Here is a 22,999-nt window from a genome sequence, read left to right on the forward strand (position 1 = left end):
GTGTGCTACTTGAAGGAGACCTCGGCGAAGTTCTCCTGTGTCAGCGGGGAGACGTTCGGCGGGTTGACGTTCTTGCCGAAGGCGATGGCCGGCGGCGAGGACGAGATCGGCAGCCCCGGCAGGTACTCCATGATGGCCTCGTTGGCCTTCTTGTAGAACTCCGTGCGCTTGGCCGGGTCGGCCTCGACGGAACCGGCCTTCACCGCGGCGAAGACCTTCGGGTCCTTGAAGCCCCACTGCTTGTCGTACCCGGCGAACCAGGTGCCGATGAAGTTGTAGCCGTCGTTGAAGTCACCGGTCCAGCCCAGCATGTGCAGGGAGCAGGAGCCCGCCTCGGTGGCGTCCAGGTAGTCCGGGGCCCACTTCATCGGCTTCGGGGTGACCTGGATACCGGCCTTCTCCAGGTCGGCCTTCATCAGCTCGAAGATGTCCTGCGGGGCGGGCATGTACGGGCGGGTGACCTCGGTCGGGTAGCAGAAGTCGAGGGAGAGGCCCTCTTCCTCGGCACCGGCCAGCAGCGACTTGGCCTTGGCCGTGTCGAAGGGGTACTGCCGCACGTCCTCCGAGAAGCCGTCGACCGTCTCGGGCATGAACTGGGTCGCGACCTTGCCGCCCTCGGGCAGCTGGGTCTTGACGATGTTCTCCCGGTCGACGGCGTGCGCGATCGCCTGGCGCACCTCGGACTTCTTCAGCGCCGGGTTCGCCTCCTGGCTCATACCGAGGTAGAAGAGGTTGAAGACATCACGGGTCGGCACCGTGAAGCCGGCGCTCTCCAGGGTCTTGATGTCGGCGGGCGCGACCAGGTCGTAGCCGTCGATGTCGCCGGCCTGAAGCGCCTGGCGGCGGCCCTCCTCGGTGTCGATGGTGCGGAAGACCAGGTTCTTCACCTTGGCCTTGTCGCCCCAGTAGTCGTCGAAGCGCTCCAGGGAGACTTCCTTGTTGCCCTTGTTCCACTTCGTGATCCGGTACGGGCCGGTGCCGGCGACCGTGCCGGCCTTCTGGCTGTACTCGGGGTAGGTGATGGCGTCGCCCTTGGCGGTCGCGTCCTGCTTCGCGTACGCCTCGAGCGACTTCGGCGAGTGGATGGCCAGGGCCTGCAGCGAGAAGCCGCCGGGCAGGTTGGCGGAAGGCTCGTTGACCTCGATGACCGCGGTGTTCTCGTCCTTGGCGGTGCAGGACTTGTAGTTCGCCTTCGGCGTCTCCTCGTCCTCGTTCGCCTTGAAGCCGCCCATGATGGTCTGCCAGTAGTAGGAGACCGCGTACGTCTGGTACGTGCCCGTCCAGTTGAACCAGTGGTCGTAGTTGGCGCACACCGCGGCGGCGTTGAACGCCTCACCGTCGTGGAACTTCACGCCCTGGCGCAGGTTGAACGTCCAGACCGTGCCCTCGGGGTTGCTGGACCACTTCTCCGCAAGCCCCCCGACGAGTTCGCTGCCGCCTGACTCGTGCTCGAGCAGCGCCTCGAACGCCTGGCGGGTGATGCGGAAGGTCTCGCCGTCATTCGCGAGGGCCGGGTCCAGGGAGCCCGGGTCGCCCGGTGCACCGAAGACGAAGGTGTCCTTGTCGCCGCCCTTGTCCCCGTCCTTGTCGCGCTCACTCGCACAGCCGGTGGCGACGAGGCCGACCGCGACGGCCGCCGTGATCACCCTCACGGCTCTGGACTTCGATATTGGCATGGTCCACCCCTGGAATCCGCCTGTGGAGGAGGTCTTGACGGCCGAACACTACAGACGAGTCCCGAACGGGAGAACAGTCCGCATAGCGGTGATGCACAGTCGAGACCCGGACAGCAGCCAAAACGGACCGATCCGGGACATCAGACCTCGCACGGCGGTCCCCCCTCGCAGGACCGGGGCCGTGCACCGGGTGCGGTATTCAGCGGGAGGAGCGCAACCGCGCCGGCCCAGGCGGGACTTCGCGGGACCCCGCCGGACGGGTGGCTCATCCGCGCGGGTGCCCACCGCACGGAGCGGAGCCGGCCGCACGGAGCCGGGCGACCACGAAGGCCCGGTCAACCGCACGGCCAGGGGCCAACCGCACGACCCGGGGGCAACCGCACGGAGCGGAGCCGGCCGCACGGAGTCGGGCGACCACGAAGGCCCGGTCAACCGCACGGCCAGGGGCCAACCGCACGACCCGGGGGCAACCGCACGGAGCGGAGCCGGCTGCACGGAGCCGGGCGACCACGAAGGCCCGTGTCAGCCGGACGGGATGGGCGGGTATCCGTAGCCGGGCTGCCGGGGAGGGCCGGCGTGGGCCTCCCGGTCGTAGAACGGCCGGGTGCTGGCCCTCAGCCACATGCCCACAGGGTCGTAGTCGTCGGACATCGAGACGGTGGACACCGGAAGACCGTCCGGGACGGCGGCGATCGACTGCTGCATCATGGCGCGCACGGACTCGACGGACTGCCGGCCCGTGTCGTAGAGATCGAGGCCGATGGCCAGGTACGGAGCGCCGAGCGACGGCTGCACCCAGGCCCTGCGCAGTGACCGGACGACCGGGGTGCGGTGCGCGTTCTGCGTGAGCAGGGCGTAGAACTGGGGGATCTCCACGGCCGGTTCGGACAGCCGCAGGGGCCCGGCGGGCATCCGGTGAAGGCCGGTGGCGATCCGGCGGAGATCGGGCCAGGGGATGCCGACGCCCCCACCCGGCACGTGCGGGTTGAGCCAGATGCCCCAGCGGTCGGGGAAGAGGGCACGGGCGACGTCGGTGCCGGCGACCACCTCGTGGGCCCTGGTCCAGCCGGACGCCGAGAGCTCCTCGGCAGAGGTGACGCACGGGGCGTACCCGAGGCCGTCCACCTCCATGTTGCCGTACTGGGCATCGGGGGATCCGGGCTGACCGTGCCAGAGGAGCATCCACACCCGGCCGTCGGTGAGGGCCTGGAGCAGCGCCTCGTAGGCGTCGTAGCGCCCGGGCGTCACCTGGCGCAGCATGTGCTCGACCTGCCCGGCCGCCGCGGTGCCTGACGCGCTCACTCTGGGTCCCGCCCCTCTTCGATCCGCCGTTCCCTCGGGCCGCCCTGGGCACGCGAGTGCGGCGGCCACGTCATCAAACCAGCTTAAGCGGCCGTACCGGCACCAACGCGACCTCTACGCGTACTGCCGGGTGTAGAACGGCCGGACCCTGTTCAGCATCCAGTCGCCGACGGGGTCCTGGGCGATATCGAGCAGCACCAGGTTGACCGGCCACTTCACCGCGACCCGGCCCAGCGCGCGACCGAGGGCGTCCATCGGGGCGGCGCGGTCGGCGTCGTCGAAGGCGGAGAGCTGGACGCCGACGAACAGGACCGGCGGGTCGCCCTCGACACTGGCCAGGATCCTGCGGGCGGTCTGCACGACCCGGGTCGACTCGAACTCGCCCGCCGCGGCGGCGAGGAAGTCGACCGGCTCCTCCTGCCAGTCGGGTTCGAAGAGCCGGACCCGGCCGCCGCTCGCCCCGCCGTGCCGGGGACCCCCGGCGGCGGAGGTGCCGCCCGGCGGCGAGGGATCCGTCCGGCACAGCTCGGCCACGGCGGGCGGCGGCAGCGGCACGCCGACCGCGCCGCCGGGGTTCACCGCGATGCCGAGCTGCGGGGGCAGCCCGCGGGCGAACTCGACGGCGGGAGCGACCGTGCCGGACATGTGATCACCCGCACCGAGGCGGAACTGCTCCTGGGAGCTGAAGACCGGGACGTAGGGGGCGCCGTCGATCTCGACCGTCGGGAGGTCGAGGCCGGCGCTGTCGGGTCCGCCGCCGTTGGGCAGCGGTACCCATACGGCGCTGCGTCCCAGCACCTCCACGAGCCGCCCCCCGGCGGAGGGGTTCCCGACCGATGCGGCCAGCACCTCTTCGAGCTCATTGGCGGGCCATGTCGTGTCCACTGCGATCCCTGCTTCCCCCGCCGACCCGGACAGGCCGGCCGCGACGTCCTGCGAAGCAGGGTAGCGGCCGGCGCGGGGGTGACGCGGGCCCGGGAACGGCCCCGTACCGCCGGGACCCCCGCCCGGACCCGTCCGGACCGCCGGGAGCCGCCCGTCCCGTGGTCCCGGGGTCCCGTGGTCCCGGGGTCCCGTGGTCCCGGGGTCCCGGGGTCCCGTCGGAAGCCTGCGGGAGCGGCGGGACGCCCCGGCGCGAAGCCCCGGCGGGGCCCCATGGGTGCCCGGCGGGGACTCAGCGGGGACTCAGCGGGACCCGGGGGAGGGCCGGGGGCGCAGGGCGGTACGGCGCGAGCCCGGCGGAGCGGCAACGGCGTGAAGCCCCCCGGGCGGGCGGCATGCGACGCCGCAGGGGCAGGGGGCCGCCCGGGCGGCCCCCTGCCGTGCCCGGACCGCCCCGCCCTGGCCCTCCCCCGGCCCTCCCCCGGCCCTCCTCCTGCCCTCCCCCGGCTCAGACCTGCTCGGCGAAGCCGATCCGGGTCAGCGCGGAAGCCGCGGCGCGGTCGAGGAGGGTCGCGGAGGCGCAGCCCGCCGGGAGGCGGCCGCGTTCGACGGCCCGCAGGATGCGGGAGACCGCTCGGCGGTGCCGTGCGAAGGCGTAGCCCGAGACACCGCGGCCGCGCTCCCGCTGCCCCGCACGGGCGGTCTCGGGAGTGACGTCCAGCAGCAGCAGATGGAGGCCGGCGCCCCGCCTGCGGGCCTCGCGGGCCAGCCAGCGCCGGACCCACGACTGGGTGCCGCAGTCGTGCACGATCACGCTCTCCCCGGAGCGCAACGCCCGCCTCAGCCCCGCGTAGTGGGCGAGGCGGACGAGCGGGCGGTAGACGGCGTACGGCACGGCGCGGGGCATCCGTCCGTCCCAGCGGTCCCGGCTGTCCTGGGAGTCGATTCCGCCGCCCTCGGCGGCCCGCCGGATGAGCGTGGACTTGCCGCTGCCCGGCAGCCCGGAGATCACCACCAGGTCGCCGCCGCGGAAGACCAGGGTGCGTGCGCCGTGCCCCTGCCGTTCCCGCAGGTCGCGTACGAGGGGCTGGGGCGCGGTGCGGCCTGCCGGCAGGCCGCGCCCGGCGGCCCCGGCGGCCCCGGCGGCTCGCGCCGGGAATCGGGGCCGGGCGGGCACCCCTGCGGTCACCGGATACGCACCGGACTGCTGCAACGTCATCAGCTCACTCTCCCCCTGTCGGGTCTCGGGACCCTGCCCGTAAAGCTTAAAGAAAAGGTAATGGCCACCAAGTGATTTGCCGACGGGAGCGCGCGTGCAATGATGTCGGCGCAAACTGCATACCGGCCGTTTGAATCCGCGCGGGAGAGTCCCGGCCACTGTGTGGGCCGGGCGCCGAAGGAGCAAGTCCCTCCCTTGAATCTCTCAGGCCCCGTACCGCGCGCGACGAGGCAGATCTGAAAAGCGGACCGCAGCTGCTGCGGTTCCACCCAAGGTGCAAGTCACGCCCTCCGCGTACGTCTGGTACGTCTGGTACGTGTGGTCGTGACGAACCTCTCAGGTTTTGATGACAGATGGGGAGGAATCGTCCTCGCCCGTCATGCCCTGGGAGCCCCCTCCATGAGCAACGCCCCCCGTCTCACCGCACTCGACGCCCTGCACCGCTCGCTGGGCGCCACCATGACCGATTTCGCGGGCTGGGACATGCCGCTGCGGTATACGAGCGAGCGCGACGAGCACCACGCCGTCCGGACCAGGGCCGGCCTCTTCGACCTCTCCCACATGGGCGAGATCACCGTCACCGGGCCGCAGGCCGCGGCACTGCTGGACTACGCGCTGGTGGGCAACATCGGCGGCGTCGCCACCGGCCGCGCCCGCTACACGATGATCTGCCGGGAGGACGGCGGCATCCTCGACGACCTGATCGTCTACCGCCTCGCCGACACGGAGTACATGGTCGTCGCCAACGCCTCCAACGCGCAGACCGTCCTCGACGCCCTCACCGACCGTGCGGCGGACTTCGACGCCGCCGTACGCGACGACCGCGACGCCTATGCGCTCATCGCCGTACAGGGCCCCGAGTCGCCGGGCATCCTCGGCTCGCTCACCGACGCCGACCTGGAGGGACTGAAGTACTACGCCGGCCTTCCCGGCACCGTCGCCGGCGTGCCCGCGCTGATCGCCCGCACCGGCTACACCGGCGAGGACGGCTTCGAGCTGTTCGTCGAGCCGCGGCACGCACAGGCGCTGTGGCGGGCGCTCACCGAGGCGGGCGCCCCGGCCGGCCTGGTGCCCTGCGGCCTGTCCTGCCGCGACACGCTGCGCCTGGAGGCGGGCATGCCGCTGTACGGGCACGAGCTCACCACGTCGCTCACCCCCTTCGACGCCGGTCTCGGCCGGGTCGTGAAGTTCGAGAAGGAGGGCGACTTCGTCGGCCGCAAGGCGCTGGAGGCCGCCGCCGAGCGCGCCGGCGCGAACCCGCCGCGCAGGCTGGTCGGCCTCGTCGCCCGGGGCCGCCGGGTGCCCCGGGCCGGGATGACCGTGGTCGCCGGTGGCGAGGCCGTCGGCGAGGTCACCTCCGGCGCTCCTTCGCCGACCCTCGGCAAGCCGCTCGCCATGGCCTATGTGGACACCGCGCACGCCGAGCCCGGCACCGAGGGCGTCGGCGTGGACATCCGCGGTACCCATGAGCCGTACGAGGTCGTGGCGCTCCCCTTCTACAGGCGCCGGAAGTAGTCCCCCGGGTCCCTCCGGCGCCGGGAGCACCCACTCCGGCATCCCCCCATCAGCAGCACGTCCCCGCGTACAGGAGAATTCAGGTCATGAGCAACCCCCAGCAGCTGCGGTACAGCAAGGAGCACGAGTGGCTGTCGGCCGCCGAGGACGGCGTCTCGACGGTCGGTATCACGGAGCACGCGGCGAACGCCCTGGGCGACGTCGTGTACGTCCAGCTCCCGGAGGTCGGCGACACGGTGACCGCGGGCGAGACCTGCGGCGAACTGGAGTCGACCAAGTCGGTCAGCGATCTGTACTCCCCGGTGACGGGCGAGATCGTCGAGGCCAACCAGGACGTCGTGGACGACCCGTCGCTGGTGAACTCCGCCCCCTTCGAGGGCGGCTGGCTGTTCAAGGTGCGGGTCGCGCAGGAGCCGGAGGACCTGCTCTCCGCCGCCGAGTACACCGATTTCGCCAGCTGAGCAGGACCCGACCCTAGGGAACGCATGATGTCGCTTCTCCACACCCCGCTCCACGAGCTCGACCCGGATGTCGCCGCCGCCGTCGACGCCGAGCTCCACCGCCAGCAGTCCACCCTGGAAATGATCGCCTCGGAGAACTTCGCCCCGGTCGCGGTCATGGAGGCGCAGGGCTCCGTCCTGACCAACAAGTACGCCGAGGGCTACCCCGGCCGCCGCTACTACGGCGGCTGCGAGCACGTCGACGTCGTCGAGCAGATCGCGATCGACCGCATCAAGGAGCTGTTCGGCGCCGAGCACGCGAACGTCCAGCCGCACTCGGGCGCCCAGGCCAACGCGGCGGCGATGTTCGCCCTGCTGAAGCCGGGCGACACCATCATGGGCCTGAACCTCGCGCACGGCGGGCACCTGACCCACGGCATGAAGATCAACTTCTCCGGGAAGCTCTACAACGTGGTCGCCTACCACGTCGACGACGCCACCGGCCAGGTCGACATGGCCGAGGTGGAGCGGCTGGCCAAGGAGTCCAGGCCGAAGCTGATCGTCGCCGGCTGGTCGGCGTATCCGCGCCAGCTGGACTTCGCCGCGTTCCGCCGGATCGCGGACGAGGTCGGCGCGTACCTGATGGTCGACATGGCCCACTTCGCGGGCCTGGTGGCCGCAGGCCTGCACCCGAACCCGGTGCCGCACGCCCATGTCGTGACCACGACCACCCACAAGACGCTGGGCGGCCCGCGCGGCGGGGTGATCCTCTGCACGGCCGAACTCGCCAAGAAGATCAACTCCGCGGTCTTCCCCGGCCAGCAGGGCGGCCCGCTGGAGCATGTGATCGCCGCCAAGGCGGTGTCCTTCAAGGTCGCGGCCTCGGAGGAGTTCAGGGAGCGCCAGCAGCGCACCCTGGAGGGCGCGAAGATCATCGCCGAGCGCCTGGTGCAGGACGACGTCAGCGGGGCCGGGGTCTCCGTCCTGTCCGGCGGCACGGACGTGCACCTGGTGCTGGTGGACCTGCGGCACTCGGAGCTGGACGGCCAGCAGGCCGAGGACCGCCTCCACGAGGTCGGCATCACCGTCAACCGCAACGCCGTCCCGAACGACCCGCGCCCCCCGATGGTCACCTCCGGCCTGCGGATCGGCACCCCGGCACTCGCCACCCGCGGCTTCCGTGCCGAGGACTTCCGCGAGGTCGCCGACGTCATCGCCGAGGTGCTCAAGCCCGCGTACGATGCCCAGGCCCTGAAGGGACGCGTCTCGGCTCTCGCCGCGAAGCACCCCCTCTACCCTGGTCTGTAACCGGACCCGAGCACGACCGGCGGGGCACCGCGCACACCGCGGACGGTGGGTGCGGTGCCCCGCACCGTGCACCGGGCGCACAGCCCGCGCCCTCCCGCCCCGGCCCCACCGCCGGGGATCCGGCCCGCGGCCCCGCCGCACCGGGACACCGCGTCCCCCGGAGAAGCACAGCCATCCACAAGGAGTACCACCCGTGGCCATCTCGGTCTTCGACCTGTTCTCGATCGGCATCGGGCCGTCCAGCTCCCACACCGTCGGCCCGATGAGGGCGGCGGCCATCTTCGCCCGCCGGCTCAAGAACGAGGGCGTGCTGGCCCACACCGCGGCGATACGCGCGGAGCTGTACGGCTCCCTCGGCGCGACGGGACACGGCCACGGCACCCCCAAGGCCGTCCTGCTGGGCCTGGAGGGCAACTCGCCCCGGACGGTCGACGTCGAGACCGCCGACGACGAGGTCGAGCGGATCAGGCACAGCGGGCGGATCCGGCTCCTCGGAGCACACGAGATCGCCTTCGACCTCGACCGGGACCTCGTGCTGCACCGCCGCAAGGCACTCCCGTACCACGCGAACGGCATGACCCTCCAGGCGTACGACGCCCGGGGCGGGGCGCTGCTGAAGAAGACGTACTACTCGGTGGGCGGCGGCTTCGTCGTCGACGAGGACGCGGTGGCCGGCCAGAACCCCATCGTGCCGGACGACACCGTACTGAGGCACCCCTTCCGCACCGGTGACGAACTGCTGCGGCTGTCCCGCGAGACGGGACTGTCGATCTCCTCGCTGATGCTGGAGAACGAGAAGGCCTGGCGGACCGAGGACGAGATCCGCGCGGGGCTGCTGGACATCTGGCGGGTGATGCAGGCCTGCGTCTCGCGCGGCATGTCCCGCGAGGGCATCCTCCCCGGCGGGCTCAAGGTCCGCCGCCGCGCCGCCAACACCGCGCGCAAGCTGCGCTCCGAGGGCGACCCGAAGGCACTGGCGATGGAGTGGATCACGCTCTACGCGATGGCCGTGAACGAGGAGAACGCGGCGGGCGGCCGTGTCGTGACCGCCCCCACGAACGGCGCGGCGGGCATCATCCCGGCAGTCCTCCACTACTACACGAACTTCGTGCCGGGAGCCGACGAGGACGGAGTGATCCGCTTCCTGCTCGCAGCCGGCGCGATCGGCATGCTCTTCAAGGAGAACGCCTCGATCTCCGGCGCCGAGGTCGGCTGCCAGGGCGAGGTCGGCTCGGCCTGCTCGATGGCCGCGGGCGCGCTCGCCGAGGTGATGGGCGGCTCCCCGGAACAGGTCGAGAACGCCGCGGAGATCGGCATGGAGCACAACCTCGGCCTCACCTGCGACCCGGTCGGCGGACTCGTCCAGATCCCGTGCATCGAGCGCAACGGCATGGCCGCGGTGAAGGCGGTCACCGCCGCGCGGATGGCGCTGCGCGGCGACGGCAGCCACAAGGTCTCCCTCGACAAGGTCATCAAGACCATGAGGGACACCGGCGCGGACATGTCCGTCAAGTACAAGGAGACGGCGCGGGGCGGGCTGGCGGTGAACATCATCGAGTGCTGACACGGGCCCTCCGGGCACGGGAGCCGGGGAGCCCGGGAGCGGGGCAGGCACGGAGCCGGCAGGGCTGAGATCATCCCCGCGGGCGCGGGGAGCAGGTCGCCTTCGAGGCGCAGACCGGTCACGACGACGGACCATCCCCGCGGGTGCGGGGAGCAGTTGAAGGAGTCCCGGTCGCCGCGGCCGGCATGAGGACCATCCCCGCGGGTGCTGGGAGCAGAGAGCACGGAAGGAACTGCAGAGAGTTTGCGGGGGACCATCCCCGCGGGTGCGGGGAGCAGCGCATGGGCACCAACGCGAGTTCGGGTGGCGCGGGACCATCCCCGCGGGTGCGGGGAGCAGCGCATGCCCAACGTGCGGGACCTGGCCGAGGAGGGACCATCCCCGCGGGTGCGGGGAGCAGCCGAATAAGGTTTACCGCGGCTCGTCTTTTTGGGGACCATCCCCCGCGGGTGCGGGGAGCAGAGCGCGGCGGTGACGATGCGGTCCTCGTTCGGGGGACCATCCCCGCGGGTGCGGGGAGCAGATCGCGTACCCGGCCCGGACCGGGCGCCCGAGGGGACCATCCCCGCGGGTGCGGGGAGCAGTCCGGGCGTGGGTCAGCTCGGCGGGCTCGGTGAGGACCATCCCCGCGGGTGCGGGGAACAGCACGGTGGCCTCGGCCTGCTCGGCTCGTCGCCGGGACCATCCCCGCGGGTGCGGGGAGCAGCTTCGGGGGTGGCGGTGTTCCAGGTGGGCCGTGGGACCATCCCCGCGGGTGCGGGGAGCAGACCCCGGACGGCGAGATCAGGAGGTGGTCGACGGGACCATCCCCGCGGGTGCGGGGAGCAGTCATCGCGCTCGATCCGCTGCCACCGGTACTTGGGACCATCCCCGCGGGTGCGGGGAGCAGTGGCCATGGGGGTCTCCTTGGGTGTCGTGGTGGGGACCATCCCCGCGGGTGCGGGGAGCAGCGACCGGCCTGCCGATGCCCGCCCGCCCGGCCGGGACCATCCCCGCGGGTGCGGGGAGCAGGTGATCTCCCCAACTCGGGTCCGCTGTACGGAAGGACCATCCCCGCGGGTGCGGGGAGCAGGTAGTCCCACACCTCATCCAAGAACTCACGGCGGGACCATCCCCGCGGGTGCGGGGAGCAGACCGCCCCCGGACGGGGCGAGCACGGTGACATGGGACCATCCCCGCGGGTGCGGGGAGCAGGACTTGGCCTTGATCTCCATGACGCGGTGCCGGGGACCATCCCCGCGGGTGCGGGGAGCAGATCCGTCCGTGTCGCTCGATTACGGACGTGTGGGGACCATCCCCGCGGGTGCGGGGAGCAGCAGTCGACCAGCGCGGCCGCATTGCTGGTGCGGGGACCATCCCCGCGGGTGCGGGGAGCAGCGCCACCTCCTCGCCGGCGCCGGCGCCCGGCCGGGACCATCCCCGCGGGTGCGGGGAGCAGCCGTGGGTCAGCTCATCGGTGTTGATCCCGATGGGACCATCCCCGCGGGTGCGGGGAGCAGCCTTCGCGGATGCTGCTTCACGCAGCGCAGTGAGGACCATCCCCGCGGGTGCGGGGAGCAGGTCGCCTGGCCCATCGTCGCGTCGGCCCCCTCCGGACCATCCCCGCGGGTGCGGGGAGCAGCCGGGACTCGAATGGCTCCCGTGCGCAGGGTGAGGACCATCCCCGCGGGTGCGGGGAGCAGTTCACGCTTTCAACAGCATCAGGGTCGAACAAGGGACCATCCCCGCGGGTGCGGGGAGCAGGTCGCCTGGCCCATCGTCGCGTCGGCCCCCTCCGGACCATCCCCGCGGGTGCGGGGAGCAGGGTAGGCCCAGGTTGTCCCACGGCTGGTACCCGGGACCATCCCCGCGGGTGCGGGGAGCAGCACCTGACGTAACGCTCCGTGTCGTCATTGTCAGGACCATCCCCGCGGGTGCGGGGAGCAGCTCGAGCGGCTGCGCGGCGAGGTGGTCGCCGGAGGACCATCCCCGCGGGTGCGGGGAGCAGTCCCCCGACCGGTCTCCCTCCGCGGAGGGGGTGGGACCATCCCCGCGGGTGCGGGGAGCAGCATCTGCTGCTCCTACTGGTCGTCGGTCAGCGGGGACCATCCCCGCGGGTGCGGGGAGCAGGAGGACGCGTGGCGGATGTAGTCGCTCAGCGGGGGACCATCCCCGCGGGTGCGGGGAGCAGAACACACCCAGGGGGATCAGCTCGGCGGCGCCGGGACCATCCCCGCGGGTGCGGGGAGCAGAAGCGGCCCTCACGCCCGAGGCCGCCTCGTTCGGGACCATCCCCGCGGGTGCGGGGAGCAGCCCCCGGCCACCCGGGAACCCCGCCTGATCACGGGACCATCCCCGCGGGTGCGGGGAGCAGACCATCCCCGCGGGTGCGGGGAGCAGCAGTAGCTCAGCCGGTCGTCGCGCAGGAGGTGGGGACCATCCCCGCGGGTGCGGGGAGCAGACAGCTTTTTCACTCTGCGTAGTCGGGCTGGTGGGACCATCCCCGCGGGTGCGGGGAGCAGTACTGCCCAGAACACGGGCGGGACGCCGGGGAGGGACCATCCCCGCGGGTGCGGGGAGCAGAACCCCTTCCGGGCCCCCTTCTCGGGCGTGTTGGGACCATCCCCGCGGGTGCGGGGAGCAGCGCCGCTCGTCCTCTTCGGTGACCTTCTCTTCGGGACCATCCCCGCGGGTGCGGGGAGCAGGGAGCCAGGGGCGGCCACGGGGGCAGGCGCGGGGGACCATCCCCACGGGTGCGGGGAGCAGCTGGAGCGCGAGCTGGGCAAGGAGGGCATCGAGGGACCATCCCCGCGGGTGCGGGGAGCAGGTCTCTGCGCCCCTCCCCGGAGGAGATGCAGAAGGACCATCCCCGCGGGTGCGGGGAGCAGCCGACGCTCCGCCCGGCCGCGCCCCCTGCGGTGGGACCATCCCCGCGGGTGCGGGGAGCAGGACTCCTCAGCGGCGAGTCACAGCCTGACCTGAGGACCATCCCCGCGGGTGCGGGGAGCAGTACAGGTCGGGGAGGTCCTTGATGCGGCAGATGGGACCATCCCCGCGGGTGCGGGAAGCAGCTGAGCTGGGCCGAGTACGACGAAGTGGCGGAGGGACCATCCCCGCGGGTGCGGGGAGCAGCCGACGCCGACCTGTCGCGGGCGGCACGGTTCGGGACCATCCCCGCGGGTGCGGGGAGCAGGACTCCTCAGCGGCGAGTCACAGCCTGACCTGAGGACCATCCCCGCGGGTGCGGGGAGCAGTACAGGTCGGGGAGGTCCTTGATGCGGCAGATGGGACCATCCCCGCGGGTGCGGGGAGCAGCTGAGCTGGGCCGAGTACGACGAAGTGGCGGAGGGACCATCCCCGCGGGTGCGGGGAGCAGCGCTTCAAGCGGCCCCGCAGGGCCCGCGACTCGGGACCATCCCCGCGGGTGCGGGGAGCAGGGAGTGGCCTTGCGGCCCTTGCCCCGGGCGGTGGGACCATCCCCGCGGGTGCGGGGAGCAGACTGGTTGAGCTGGGGGTTTAGCGGCGACGGGGGCGGTTTCCGGGGACTTTCACAGTTTCCGGCGAATCCGACATGTGGGCCATAATGCGGCGTCAGCTCCTGCCGAAGCGGCGGCGTTTGGCGGCCCTGCTCCAGCCCGATGGCGGTTCGCTGCGGGGAGTCGCCGCCGGGGGCGGTGTGGTCGGGTCGGGGCGGCGGATCAGTGTGACGCCTTCGAGATCGGTCGGATGCCAGGCATGGTCGTGTGTGCGGAAGGCGAAGCCCTGCTCGTTGTTCGTGGTGTGGGCCAGCAGGGCCCGGCCCTGGCCCGCGTACTGCCGGACCTCTTCCCAGAGCAGGTCGCGGATTCTGGCCGAGGGGTTGCCCACGAAGACGCCCGCGGAGATCTCCAGGAGCCAGCGGGTCAGGAAGCCGCGGAGACCGGCGGGGCAGTTGGTGAGGACGATGACGGTCACCAGAGGGAGTCCCCGTAGTCGTCCCCTCCGCCGTAGTTGACGCCGGAGGGGACCTGACGGCCGCCGTCGCTGTGGAGTGTGACCACGTCGGATGTCTCGCCCGGGGTCGTGTCCTGGTGGTCGCCGGCGGCGGGTCCGGCCGGTTCCGGGAGCAGCAGACGCTTGATGTCGTCGACGCACCGGTTCAGCAGCGATGTCTCGTTGATGCGGTCCCGCAGGGCTCGGCGGGTGCGCGAACCGACGTCCTCCTCGTCCTGTGCGGCCACGTCGAAGGCGAGGGGGATGCCGATCTCCGTCTTGTAGAGATCGGCGATGTCCATGACGAAGGACAGTTCGTGGCCGGAGTGGACGAAGCCGAGAGCAGGGCTGCAGCCGAGCGAGGTGACGACGGCGTGGGCTATCCCGTACATGCACTGGGCGGCGGCGGTGACGGCCTGGTTTCAGCCGGTACATCTCCCGTGCGACGGCGAGGCGGCTTCGGGGATTGGCCCATTGCCGGGCCTGCGCCTCGGCGAGGGCGGAGGTGCGGCTGAGGGCCCGGCCTGACGCGTAGTAGCGCACGCCGTGTTCACCGACCCAGCAGACCGACGCGCCGGTCTCGCCCAGAACACTCATGGCCTGGTGGGTGATCCGGGTGCCGGGGCCGAGGAGCAGGGTGCCGATGGTCGCGGAGGGGATGTGGGTGGTGCCCTCCGCGTCCTGGGCCGTGATGGCGTTCGCGTCGCGGTGGACCGTGCAGCGTTCCAGGTAGACGAAGGAGAGGCGTTCACCGGTGCGGGTGAGATGTCTCGGGGTGAGTGCCGGACGTCCGGAGACCGGGCTCATGGCGTCCGTGGGGTGGGGCGGGCGAGGGGGGCCAGGGTGAGCAGACCGCAGCCGTACGCTCGGGCCCGCCCGATGCCCTGGGTGAGGGCGCGGCGCAGGGCGTCCGGGTCGGTGATCTCCAGTCGTCCCTCGAAGGTGGCGGTGGCGACGGTGACCGGCCCGCTCTGACGGTTCTCGGGACCGCGGGACTTGGTGAAGGAGAGCGAACGCGTGTCCCCCACGGTCAGCTCGTACCGGTCGCCCGGATGGGGGTGCTTGCGGTGCGTGGTGCCCTCGGGCAGGAGCCTGCGCTCGGCGGGCTTCTCGCAGACGCGGAAGCCGAGTCGCTGCTGGCGTCGCTCGTCGAGCAGCCAGCCCATCTGGTGCGTGGGTGTCAGATGGGCGGTGATCTTGCGGGGTTCGCCCTCCTTGCGGCGGACGGTGTGCACGGGGTTCGCGGTCAGGCGGAACGCCCAGCGGTCGCCCGCCGCCAGCCGGTCGAGGAAGGGCGCATAGGGCCGGGTCTGCCAGCCGGGGTTCGCGGGGCCGGCGGCGGCGGGCCAGCCGGCCTGTTCGACCAGGTGCGTCAGGTCGGGACGGTCGGGACCGACAATGTAGAGCAGTACCTCGGCGCGGCTCCGGTGGTCCAGGCGCCACAGCACGCGGGGCGCGTCGGGCGCCGCGCGGTCGGAGGGCAGGATGCCAGGGAACGACGACATGACGGCCGCGTGGAGGGTCTGGGGCGAGGACAGGAGGCGGCGGGCGCCGGAGCGCGCCGTGTTGACGCGGAAGCGGGAGATGAACATCAGGCGCACTCCTCCTCAAGGGCGTCGAGGGCGGTGAACGGGTCGTGCGCGTACCGCTGATCGCCGGCCGCGGGGATCGGGACGGGCACGGGTTCGGTGACGACGGTGCGCGGCGCGTGCCGCCGGTGGCCGGGGTCGAAGCTGACCGGCTGGTCGCGCAGCAGGTCTGCCGTCCCGGGGGGCTCGCCGCCGGATGCCTCGCGCAGCACGGTCAGGCGGTCCGGTGGCCGGTGGCGCCTGCGGTACCAGTCCGCGGCCTGCCACGGCGTGGTCCTGAGCACGTCCTCGATACCGTCTGCGTGCTCGTGCAGTTGCAGGACGAGCGGCTCGGCGGGCGGACACGAGCGGCGGCCGAGGTAGGGCGGGTACACCGGCGCGTGCAGCGCGGCGTGCAGCGCGCGGAGCAGGGTGTCGTCGCCCGCGACGGCGGCGACGAAGACGGCATCCGCGAGGTAGAACCGCTCCGACAGCGGCATGGACGCGTCGGTGACGCCGTGGTGGGCGGTGTGGAAGTCCCGGATACGGGTGCCCGGCTGGTCGATGCGCACCCCGAACCGGAGTGCCGCCAGCGGAGCGAGGCGCCCGTCGTCGCCGCGCTCGATGCCGGCCGCCGCGGCGAGCAGACCGACCACGCCGCTCTTGGTCGGGGCCGATTCGGTGGTGCGGCGGGTGAACCGGGAGGAGGCCCCCCAGGACTGCAGGGGGCCCGCCAGGCGGAGGACGAGCACGCTCATGCGGGCTTCTCCAGACGCTCGGCGACGGCCCCGGCGACGGCGGCGGCGAGCTCCCGCAGCGTATCGGTCTCCGTGCCGAGCCCGGCCAGCTTCTGCGTGGCGGGGCCGACGCGCAGCACCCAGGTACGGGTACCGTCCGGGTCGCCGTATGCGCGCTCGACATCGGCGGCGTAGGCGGCGAGCCGGTCGGACGCCTCGCGGAGGTGGCCGCCGCCGTCGCTGCGGACCGGGTCCTCGAACGCGGCGACGTAGCTGATGGGCCGGCTGGTGCGGAGCCTGACGACGACGGCGTCGGGCTGCGTGTGGTGACCGAAGGTGTTGACCTTCCCGGTGGGCAGGGACGAGGTGAAGGCGTGCACGAACGCCTCGATCGCACGCCGGACGGGCTCGCTGTGGTGTTCGTCGTCGCGCAGGCCCGCGCCGAGGTTGGCGGCGAGCTGGTGCACTCCGAGTGAGGCGTACCGGTAGAGCGTGGCGGAGTTGAAGTCGACGGTGCCGATCATTCCGGCGCCGGTCTCCTCGTCGGTGTTCTCGTCGTCGACGGCGGTGTAGTAGTCCGACTCGTTGTCGACCCGGTGGACGCTGAGTGCGTGTGCGACCTGCACGGCGGCGTCGACGTTGATGTCGGCGACATCGGCGACCATACGGCCGAAGAGTGCGATGTCGACGGAGTGCCGGGTGTCCGCGAGCTCCCTGGCGCGTGCCTTGTTCTCCTTGGTCTTCAGGAAGGCCGTGATGTCGGAGGCGCCGTCGAGAGCGAGGCGCGCCAGGCCGTCGAGCTGCCGGGAGCTGAGGAAGACCAGGTACTTGCTCTCGGGTGCGGGGGTGCGGCCGCCGTCCTTCTTCGCCTGGTCGGCCTTGCGCTTGGGCACCTCGGTCTTGAAGCCCGCCGCCCTGACGGTCTCGTCGGCCAGCTTCAGCGCCGTCTCGCGCTCGGCGGACGGGTCGAGCGCCGCGATCCGGTCGGCGAGGAGTTCCACGATCTTCTTCGTCCGTACACCGAGCTCGGCGGGGTCGAGCAGCTGCTCGTCCTTGAAGGAGGTGCGGATGGCCCGCTTCCACGCCTGGCTGGAGACGCGGGCGCGCGGGACTCCCCCGTAGACGCCGGTCTTGGGCGCGCCGGTGTCGTCGCGGTTGAGGTTGCTGGGCGGAACGGTCTGGAGGGCGTGCACGTCGAGGAAGATGCGGTTCACGAGGCGTCCTTGTCGGTGTGGCTGTCCTTGCTGGTGTTCTCGTCCGAGGCCGCAGCGGCCCGCGCCCGCTCGTGGAAGGAGCGGCCCCAGCTGCGGCGGACGGCGGCGGGCCCGTCGGGCCACTGCCAGGTGTAGAGCTGGCCGGCGAGGAGTGCGTAGTCGAGCGGGATGTCGTCACGGCGCAGCAGGGCGACGAGGTCGCGCAGCCGCTGGGTGAGGGTGACGAGGTCGGGAGCGGTCCCCGCGCGGACCAGGCGCTTGCGGACGGGTTCGTCCACGCCGTCGGCCGGCATCAGGTGCCGGACCGCCGCACCCAGACCGCGCGGCCGGTCACGGGTGTGCCGGCAGTGCATGGGGGTGCCGCGGGACTGCTGATGGAACGCCCACAGCGTGAGGGCCGCGTGCAGGGCGTTCTCGGCGCGGGTCAGTTCGCGCTCGCTCAGCTCCCGTGACCCGTCCGTACGGGTGTGGAGCGGGCCGGTGTCGACCAGGTTCCACAGGTCGGGCAGCTCGCCCGCTTCGCGGCCCGCGCCGCGGCGCAGCCGGGCGAGGGCGGCGACGGCCGGGGACCGGTCCGAGAGATAGCCCTGCTGGAGGGGGCCGATCGTCGCCGCGGTCAGTTCGGCGAGCCTCTGGTGGACCGGGGCTGCGGTGGAGGGGGGCGAGGCAGGAGGGTATGCGGCGGACGGGGGTGAGGCGGGAGGGGGTGAAGCGGGAGGGGATGAAGCGGTGGTCATACGGGCACCTCCGGGGTGGTCGCGGCGTGGTAGGAGCCGGGTGTGCCGGCCGGTTCCGGAGCGCTCGGCCCACCGCCGTCCGGGGCGGGTGGTGGCCTACCACTGTCGGGGGCTGGCGGCCCACCGCCGTCCTCGGCGCTGGCGTGTGCGCCGCCTCCAGCCGGGCTCGGGGATTCGGGATCGCCGGGGGCTCCCAGCGCCCTGGCCAGCCGCCCGCGGAACCACACGTCGGCGAGGCCCGCGTTCAGCCAGTAGGAGCTGCCCTTGGTGCCCGTACTGGTGCTGGCGCCGGTGCCAGTGCCGGTGCTGCTGGTGCGGGTGCCGGTGCAGATGCGCCCCTCCCATGCCGCGTCGCCCGCGGCGGCGATGAGGCGGTCTCCGAGACGGCCGACGTCCTTCCGCAGCCGACGCCGCCATGCGTCCCGGTGGGCGAAGGGGTCGGGAGCCTCCGCCAGGGCTGACAGCCAGTCCCGGTACGGCTGCTCCAGCGCGTCGAACCCCTCGGCGAGGCTCGCGGCCCTCGGCCGCTCCTGGCCGACTCCGGCCGCTCGGGCCAGGTCGGCCGCGAGGTCCCCCAGGGCCCGTACCGCGCGGTCGGCGTCGTCCGACGCGGCGACGGCCTGCACCGCGTACGTGGGGTCCTGCCGGTGCAGCAGGACGACCGGCATCTGCAGTCGGTCGTCGACGGCCTCCTCGACGACCGACTGCTGGGTCCCGTAGCTGACGCCCACCAGCCGGGCGCGGACGAGGTATCGGGGACGCAGATGCCCCTCGCTCACCAGTCGGGCGATCCACTCAAGGATCCTCGGCCGCAGACGTGCGGCAGGCTCCCCGCCACCGCCACCGCCACCGCCACCGCCACCACCGTCGTCCGGCCGGTCGGCGACGAGCGCGGCGATGCCCCGCCAGGCCGAGCGGGCCGGATCGTGTTCGAGCGGCAGATACACCGGCGACTGCCCCAGCTTCTTCTCCTGCGCCTTGCTGCGGCGCCAGGCGGTCATCGGCTCGCGCCGGTGCATGTTCCGGGGGGTGTGCTGGTCTCCGTAGCCGAGGACGACACCGTGGACGCCGTCGGCGTCGTAGTGCAGTCGCAGGCGCCGCGACTGCCAGCTGTACAGGTCGCGAAGACCGGTCGCGGGACGGCCGGTGGAGCCCGGTCCACTGGAGTCGCGCCGCCACGCCGGCCGGTCGTCGGCCGGGAACTCCAGCTCGGCGGTGTCCGCCGCCACCAGGTTGAGCAGCAGGGTCTCGCGGAGGGTGTCGCCCTCGACGAAGACGCCGCCGAGTCCGCCGCACCAGCCGGTGCCGAGCGGATAGACCCTGCCGCCCTTGACCCGGTCATCGCCGGCCATGCCGGTCTTGATGCCGGAGGTGTCGTAGGCGTGGACGTGGACGACCCACCGGGCGGCCTCGGCGAACGACAGCCGCTCCACTTCCGGCAGCCGTGCGCTGAAGAAGGGCTCGCCGGCGGGCACGTCCGCCACGATCCGGTTGAGGGAGAACACCTCGTCCTTCAGCGTGCGCAGTCCGGCCGACTGCAGGAAGGGCGTCTGCGGATGGAGCAGGTCGAACCGGTGGGCGTGCCGCGTCAGATACTCCTGGACGGGCGCGAGGCTCTCCCGGTCCTCCCACAGCTCCGCCCACTCCTCGATGTCGCGCGGACCGTCCAGGGCGTCGTGCGCGACGGCCAGGAGCAGCCGGATCAGGGCGAACTCCTGGGTGGCCAGACCGTCGACGACGCAGCGCAGGTCGTCGGCCTGCGCAAACACCTGACGGAGCGACAGTTCGTCGGGTGAGCCGTCGCTCCGCACCACGCCGATCCAGGAGCTGCTGGTCAGATCGAAGGACGGCACCTCACGGGCCTCCGGGTCATCGGTCGTCTGCGTCACGGGTCACCTCAAGGCCGTCACTCGGGCTGTACCGGAGTACGAAGCCTGCCAGCCGGGTCTGACAGTCCTCGTCGAGAGCGAGAATCAACTGGTCGGAGAGCCAGGGGCTGTCCTTGCCCTGCCAGTGAGGGAGATACAGCCGCTCCAGCTCCTCGATGGCCCGGTCCAGCGTCTCGCCGGAGAACCGCGGGGGAAGCCGAAGACCGCAACTCGCCGCGGTGCGGGCAGCGAACCGTGAGGGGGTCGCGCCCTGGGGCAGCTCCATACCGGCGCGACGCTCCCGCTTCGCGTCCGGCTTCAACCACGGCAGGGTGGCAAGGCTTCCGTCACCGCGCCGCTGCACGACGACGACGTCCAGGCCGTCCCGGCTGTCACGCACCTGGGCGCGACCGGCGGCCGTGTCGTCCGTGTCCCCCACACCGGCGGCGACCCACCCGAACAAGGGCCGCCCCGGCTTTCCGACGTCCCCCAGACGGAACACGGCCGCCCGCTCGGCCTGGTCGACGCGGTGCCGCCCCAACTGCTCACACGCCTCCGCCAAGGCGCCCTGCCAGTGGTCGGGACCGACCGGTCCCTCCCCGTAAGCGCCCTGCACCAGCGGGTCGATGTCCGTGGGGAGTTCGACCGGCCGCCGGGCCGGGTCGTCGAGGTGGGGGAGGAAGACCGCGGCCGACCTCAGCAGCGCGTACCGCCCGTACACGGCGACCGACCCCCGCACCGGAACGGGTACCTCCGCCGCCCAGTCGGTCCCGGTCACCAGGCAGCGCGCGGTACGCAGGCGGCTGGGCCGATCCTGCTGGTCAGGCCCGCGCCGGTGGCGGTGGAGACGTCCCATGCGCTGCAGGAGCAGGTCGGCCGGACAGAGATCGCTGACCAGCAGATCGAAGTCGACGTCCAGCGACTGCTCGGCCACCTGGCTCGCCACCACGATATGCCGGCCCGCCGGCCGGTCGCCCGTCTTCTCCGGAGGGCCGAACAGCCGCAGCAGCGTGCGGTCCTTGTCGGCCCGATCGAGGTCGACGAAGCACGAGTGGGCGACCGTGACGTTCTCCGCGCCGAACCTGGCACGCAGCGCCGCGGCCGTCTCCAGGACCCGGCTGACCGTGTTCCGGATCACCAGGACGCAGCCGCCGTCGACGAGTTCGTCCTCCAGCCGCCCCGCGAGGACGTCCAGGCCTTCGGCAAGGCGCTCCACCCGCACCTTGGCCGTCCGGGCCGATGCGCGTGGACAGCGGACCTGCGGCAGTCCGCCCGGGGCGACAGCGGTCAGCAGCGGGTACACGGCCTGCGAAGCGCTGGCCTGCGACGCGGTGGCCTGCGACGCGCTGGAGGCCGCCTCCACTTCGGTCGCGCCGTTCCGGCCGGCGTACGCGTCGAGGAGCGCCCTCCTGCGCGCGGCCGGCAGCGTCGCGGACAGCACCACCACGGGCACCCGGTACGCACCCAGCCACGACAGCACCCGGTCCAGGTACACACTCATGTACGTGTCATAAGCGTGCGCCTCGTCGATCACGACGACCTTGCCTGCCACCGCGAAATGACGCAGCATCAGGTGACGGCTCTTCAGCCCGGCGAACAGCAACTGGTCGACGGTGCCCGCGACGAACGAGGCGAGCATGGCCTTCTTGCGCCCCCGCAGCCAGGCGTGCGCCACCAGTTCACCGCTCGCGCGACGCCGGCCCTCCGCCTGCCTCCGGGGCGGCATCGCCACCGCCTCGTCGACGCCGATGGCCGCGACCGGTCCGGCGCGTGCCATCAGGTCGGCGAAGTCCTCGTTGAGGGCGGCCTTGGAATGGGCCAGGTGCACCGAGCGACGCGTCCCCGACACCCCCGGCACCCGCTCAAGCCAGTCGAGCAGACGAGGGAACATCGCGTTGCCTGTCGCCATGGTGGGCAACGCGAGGAACACCCCTCCCGCACCCGAGCGCGCCGCGAAGACCTCGGCCACGGCGAGCGCCGCCTCCGTCTTGCCCTCCCCCATCGGGGCCTCGACGATCATCAGGCCCGGCTTCTCCATCTCACGGGCCAGCTCCACGGCCGCCTCCTGGACCGGGCGCACCTTCGCCCCCGCCGGCAGGGCGAACCGGGAGGCGAACAACTCCTGCACGCTCTCGACCGGCTCTTCCGCTCGCCAGGGCTCCGGCAGGTCCAGTCCACGCCAGGCCGCGTCGAGGCGTTCCCGACCACTGCGGGACGCCCCATCGGGGAAGTACGGGAAAAGGTCCGGCGAACTGGCGATCCAGTCGGCGAGGATGACCAGCGCCGTCAGCAGCACCTGCACCGGCTGCGGAAGCCTCACCGTCCGCCAGTCCCCCAGCCGACCGCTCACACCGAAGCACTCGGCGCACGCGTCGAGCAACTCGGTCTGCACCTGCCGCCAGACGGGTCCGCTCGCACCGGGGGTGCGTAACAACTCCTCACGGTCGTACAGCGCTTTGATCTGCCCGTACTCGGGCGGCACACCGTGGTGCCCGCCGACAACGACCGTGAGCTGCCCGGTCCGCGCGGGCACCCACCCATGCCGCTCCGCAAGCCACTCGCCCAGCAGCACCTGCCCGGCCAGACCATGCGGCGCGATCCGACGGTCCGGCCCCATCGCCTTCGCCGAGCGCATCTCAAGTCCCCGGCCACGCATGGCGTCGGCGAGCGTGTCGACCTGACAGGCGAACGCCGGGGTGGCCTTGCCGATGTCGTGCACACCGGCGAGCCAGCCCGCGAGGGCGCGCGCGTCCGAATCACCGCGCGGCAACGCCTCGGCGATCAACCCCCTCACGCCCGCGGGCAGCCACCGGTCCCACAACAGGCGAGCCACCTCGGCGCTGTCCTCCATGTGCCGCCACAGCGGCAACCAACCGTCGGTGTCGCGGTCATGCTTGGCCCACACCGACCGCGCCGGGCCCCCGAGCCGGGGCAGCATGCCGAGACGGGTACCCTCCCCGTTGCTCATGGAGAGATTGATACACGCGCGGCCGGGCTCCGCGCACGGAAATGGAGAAT

The 22,999-nt window shown here is 72.4% G+C and carries 15 protein-coding genes, 1 pseudogene, 1 CRISPR repeat array and 1 riboswitch; of the genes and pseudogenes, 4 read left to right on the forward strand and 12 right to left on the reverse strand.

The annotated features are described in order from the left end of the window. Positions 1-5 precede the first annotated feature (5 nt). From SCWH03_RS08650 to SCWH03_RS08665, 4 genes are all read right to left on the reverse strand, one after another. Positions 6-1,676 carry an ABC transporter substrate-binding protein gene (locus SCWH03_RS08650; protein ID WP_173263573.1) on the reverse strand — a complete coding sequence of 557 codons (1,671 nt, stop codon included), beginning with the start codon at positions 1,674-1,676 and terminating at the stop codon, positions 6-8. Between the two features lie 522 nt (positions 1,677-2,198). Beyond that, positions 2,199-2,978, reverse strand: a complete 780-nt coding sequence (locus SCWH03_RS08655) for an enhanced serine sensitivity protein SseB C-terminal domain-containing protein (protein WP_173263574.1) — start codon at positions 2,976-2,978, stop codon at positions 2,199-2,201. Positions 2,979-3,092: 114 nt separating this feature from the next. Next, positions 3,093-3,863, reverse strand: coding sequence for an enhanced serine sensitivity protein SseB (locus SCWH03_RS08660; protein ID WP_173263575.1), 771 nt, complete (start codon positions 3,861-3,863; stop codon positions 3,093-3,095). Between the two features lie 505 nt (positions 3,864-4,368). Next, positions 4,369-5,079, reverse strand: coding sequence for an AAA family ATPase (locus tag SCWH03_RS08665; protein WP_173263576.1), 711 nt, complete (start codon positions 5,077-5,079; stop codon positions 4,369-4,371). Positions 5,080-5,210: 131 nt separating this feature from the next. Beyond that, positions 5,211-5,308: riboswitch (glycine riboswitch) on the forward strand. Between the two features lie 170 nt (positions 5,309-5,478). Here SCWH03_RS08665 and gcvT point away from each other — a divergent pair. From gcvT to SCWH03_RS08685, 4 genes are all read left to right on the forward strand, one after another. Then, on the forward strand, positions 5,479-6,594 hold the full coding sequence (gcvT, locus tag SCWH03_RS08670) for a glycine cleavage system aminomethyltransferase GcvT (RefSeq protein ID WP_173263577.1): 1,116 nt from the start codon (positions 5,479-5,481) through the stop codon (positions 6,592-6,594). Between the two features lie 86 nt (positions 6,595-6,680). Continuing rightward, the gene (gcvH, locus tag SCWH03_RS08675; protein ID WP_109295770.1) at positions 6,681-7,055 is read left to right on the forward strand and encodes a glycine cleavage system protein GcvH; all 375 of its coding nucleotides are present in this window, start codon (positions 6,681-6,683) and stop codon (positions 7,053-7,055) included. Positions 7,056-7,082: 27 nt separating this feature from the next. Further along, entirely contained in the window at positions 7,083-8,342 is a 1,260-nt protein-coding gene (gene glyA, locus SCWH03_RS08680) for a serine hydroxymethyltransferase (RefSeq protein WP_173263771.1), read from the forward strand. A 193-nt stretch (positions 8,343-8,535) separates the two neighbouring features. Next, on the forward strand, positions 8,536-9,906 hold the full coding sequence (locus SCWH03_RS08685) for an L-serine ammonia-lyase (RefSeq protein ID WP_173263578.1): 1,371 nt from the start codon (positions 8,536-8,538) through the stop codon (positions 9,904-9,906). Positions 9,907-9,972: 66 nt separating this feature from the next. Continuing rightward, a CRISPR array of direct repeats spans positions 9,973-13,383; the repeat unit is 29 nt; unit sequence GGGACCATCCCCGCGGGTGCGGGGAGCAG. Between the two features lie 93 nt (positions 13,384-13,476). Here the strand turns inward: SCWH03_RS08685 and cas2e are convergent. The 8 genes and pseudogenes from cas2e to cas3 all read right to left on the reverse strand — a co-directional run bounded on the left by cas2e (position 13,477) and on the right by cas3 (position 22,949). After that, positions 13,477-13,839: a type I-E CRISPR-associated endoribonuclease Cas2e gene (gene cas2e / locus SCWH03_RS08690; protein WP_173263579.1), complete on the reverse strand. Its 363-nt coding sequence runs from the start codon at positions 13,837-13,839 to the stop codon at positions 13,477-13,479. Beyond that, positions 13,836-14,664: pseudogene (locus SCWH03_RS08695) on the reverse strand (CRISPR-associated endonuclease Cas1). Before SCWH03_RS08695 ends, cas2e begins: the two are co-directional and overlap by 4 nt. Beyond that, positions 14,661-15,449: a type I-E CRISPR-associated protein Cas6/Cse3/CasE gene (gene cas6e, locus SCWH03_RS08700; protein WP_173263580.1), complete on the reverse strand. Its 789-nt coding sequence runs from the start codon at positions 15,447-15,449 to the stop codon at positions 14,661-14,663. The pseudogene SCWH03_RS08695 and the gene cas6e overlap by 4 nt, the downstream one beginning before the upstream one ends. Continuing rightward, positions 15,449-16,183, reverse strand: a complete 735-nt coding sequence (gene cas5e, locus SCWH03_RS08705; RefSeq protein ID WP_173263581.1) for a type I-E CRISPR-associated protein Cas5/CasD — start codon at positions 16,181-16,183, stop codon at positions 15,449-15,451. Before cas5e ends, cas6e begins: the two co-directional genes overlap by 1 nt. Continuing rightward, complete coding sequence (gene cas7e, locus SCWH03_RS08710; RefSeq protein WP_173263582.1) at positions 16,180-17,376, reverse strand: type I-E CRISPR-associated protein Cas7/Cse4/CasC; 1,197 nt, start codon at positions 17,374-17,376, stop codon at positions 16,180-16,182. Before cas7e ends, cas5e begins: the two co-directional genes overlap by 4 nt. Beyond that, complete coding sequence (gene casB, locus SCWH03_RS08715; protein WP_173263583.1) at positions 17,373-18,113, reverse strand: type I-E CRISPR-associated protein Cse2/CasB; 741 nt, start codon at positions 18,111-18,113, stop codon at positions 17,373-17,375. Before casB ends, cas7e begins: the two co-directional genes overlap by 4 nt. Next, entirely contained in the window at positions 18,110-20,002 is a 1,893-nt protein-coding gene (gene casA / locus SCWH03_RS08720; protein WP_173263584.1) for a type I-E CRISPR-associated protein Cse1/CasA, read from the reverse strand. The genes casB and casA overlap by 4 nt, the downstream gene beginning before the upstream one ends. Then, the gene (gene cas3 / locus SCWH03_RS08725) at positions 19,983-22,949 is read right to left on the reverse strand and encodes a CRISPR-associated helicase Cas3' (RefSeq protein WP_173263585.1); all 2,967 of its coding nucleotides are present in this window, start codon (positions 22,947-22,949) and stop codon (positions 19,983-19,985) included. The genes casA and cas3 overlap by 20 nt, the downstream gene beginning before the upstream one ends. Positions 22,950-22,999: the final 50 nt, after the last annotated feature.

Source organism: Streptomyces pacificus (assembly GCF_011766325.1).
GTDB classification, from domain to species: Bacteria; Actinomycetota; Actinomycetes; order Streptomycetales; family Streptomycetaceae; genus Streptomyces; species Streptomyces pacificus.

Bases quoted from the DNA above. Each gene is read 5' to 3' on its own strand.
- SCWH03_RS08650 (WP_173263573.1), bottom strand. From the start codon at position 1,676: ATGCCAATATCGAAGTCCAGAGCCGTGAGGGTGATCACGGCGGCCGTC.
- SCWH03_RS08665 (WP_173263576.1), bottom strand. From the start codon at position 5,079: ATGACGTTGCAGCAGTCCGGTGCGTATCCGGTGACCGCAGGGGTGCCC.
- gcvT (WP_173263577.1), top strand. From the start codon at position 5,479: ATGAGCAACGCCCCCCGTCTCACCGCACTCGACGCCCTGCACCGCTCG.
- gcvH (WP_109295770.1), top strand. From the start codon at position 6,681: ATGAGCAACCCCCAGCAGCTGCGGTACAGCAAGGAGCACGAGTGGCTG.
- glyA (WP_173263771.1), top strand. From the start codon at position 7,083: ATGTCGCTTCTCCACACCCCGCTCCACGAGCTCGACCCGGATGTCGCC.
- cas6e (WP_173263580.1), bottom strand. From the start codon at position 15,449: ATGTTCATCTCCCGCTTCCGCGTCAACACGGCGCGCTCCGGCGCCCGC.
- cas5e (WP_173263581.1), bottom strand. From the start codon at position 16,183: ATGAGCGTGCTCGTCCTCCGCCTGGCGGGCCCCCTGCAGTCCTGGGGG.
- casB (WP_173263583.1), bottom strand. From the start codon at position 18,113: ATGACCACCGCTTCATCCCCTCCCGCTTCACCCCCTCCCGCCTCACCC.
- cas3 (WP_173263585.1), bottom strand. From the start codon at position 22,949: ATGAGCAACGGGGAGGGTACCCGTCTCGGCATGCTGCCCCGGCTCGGG.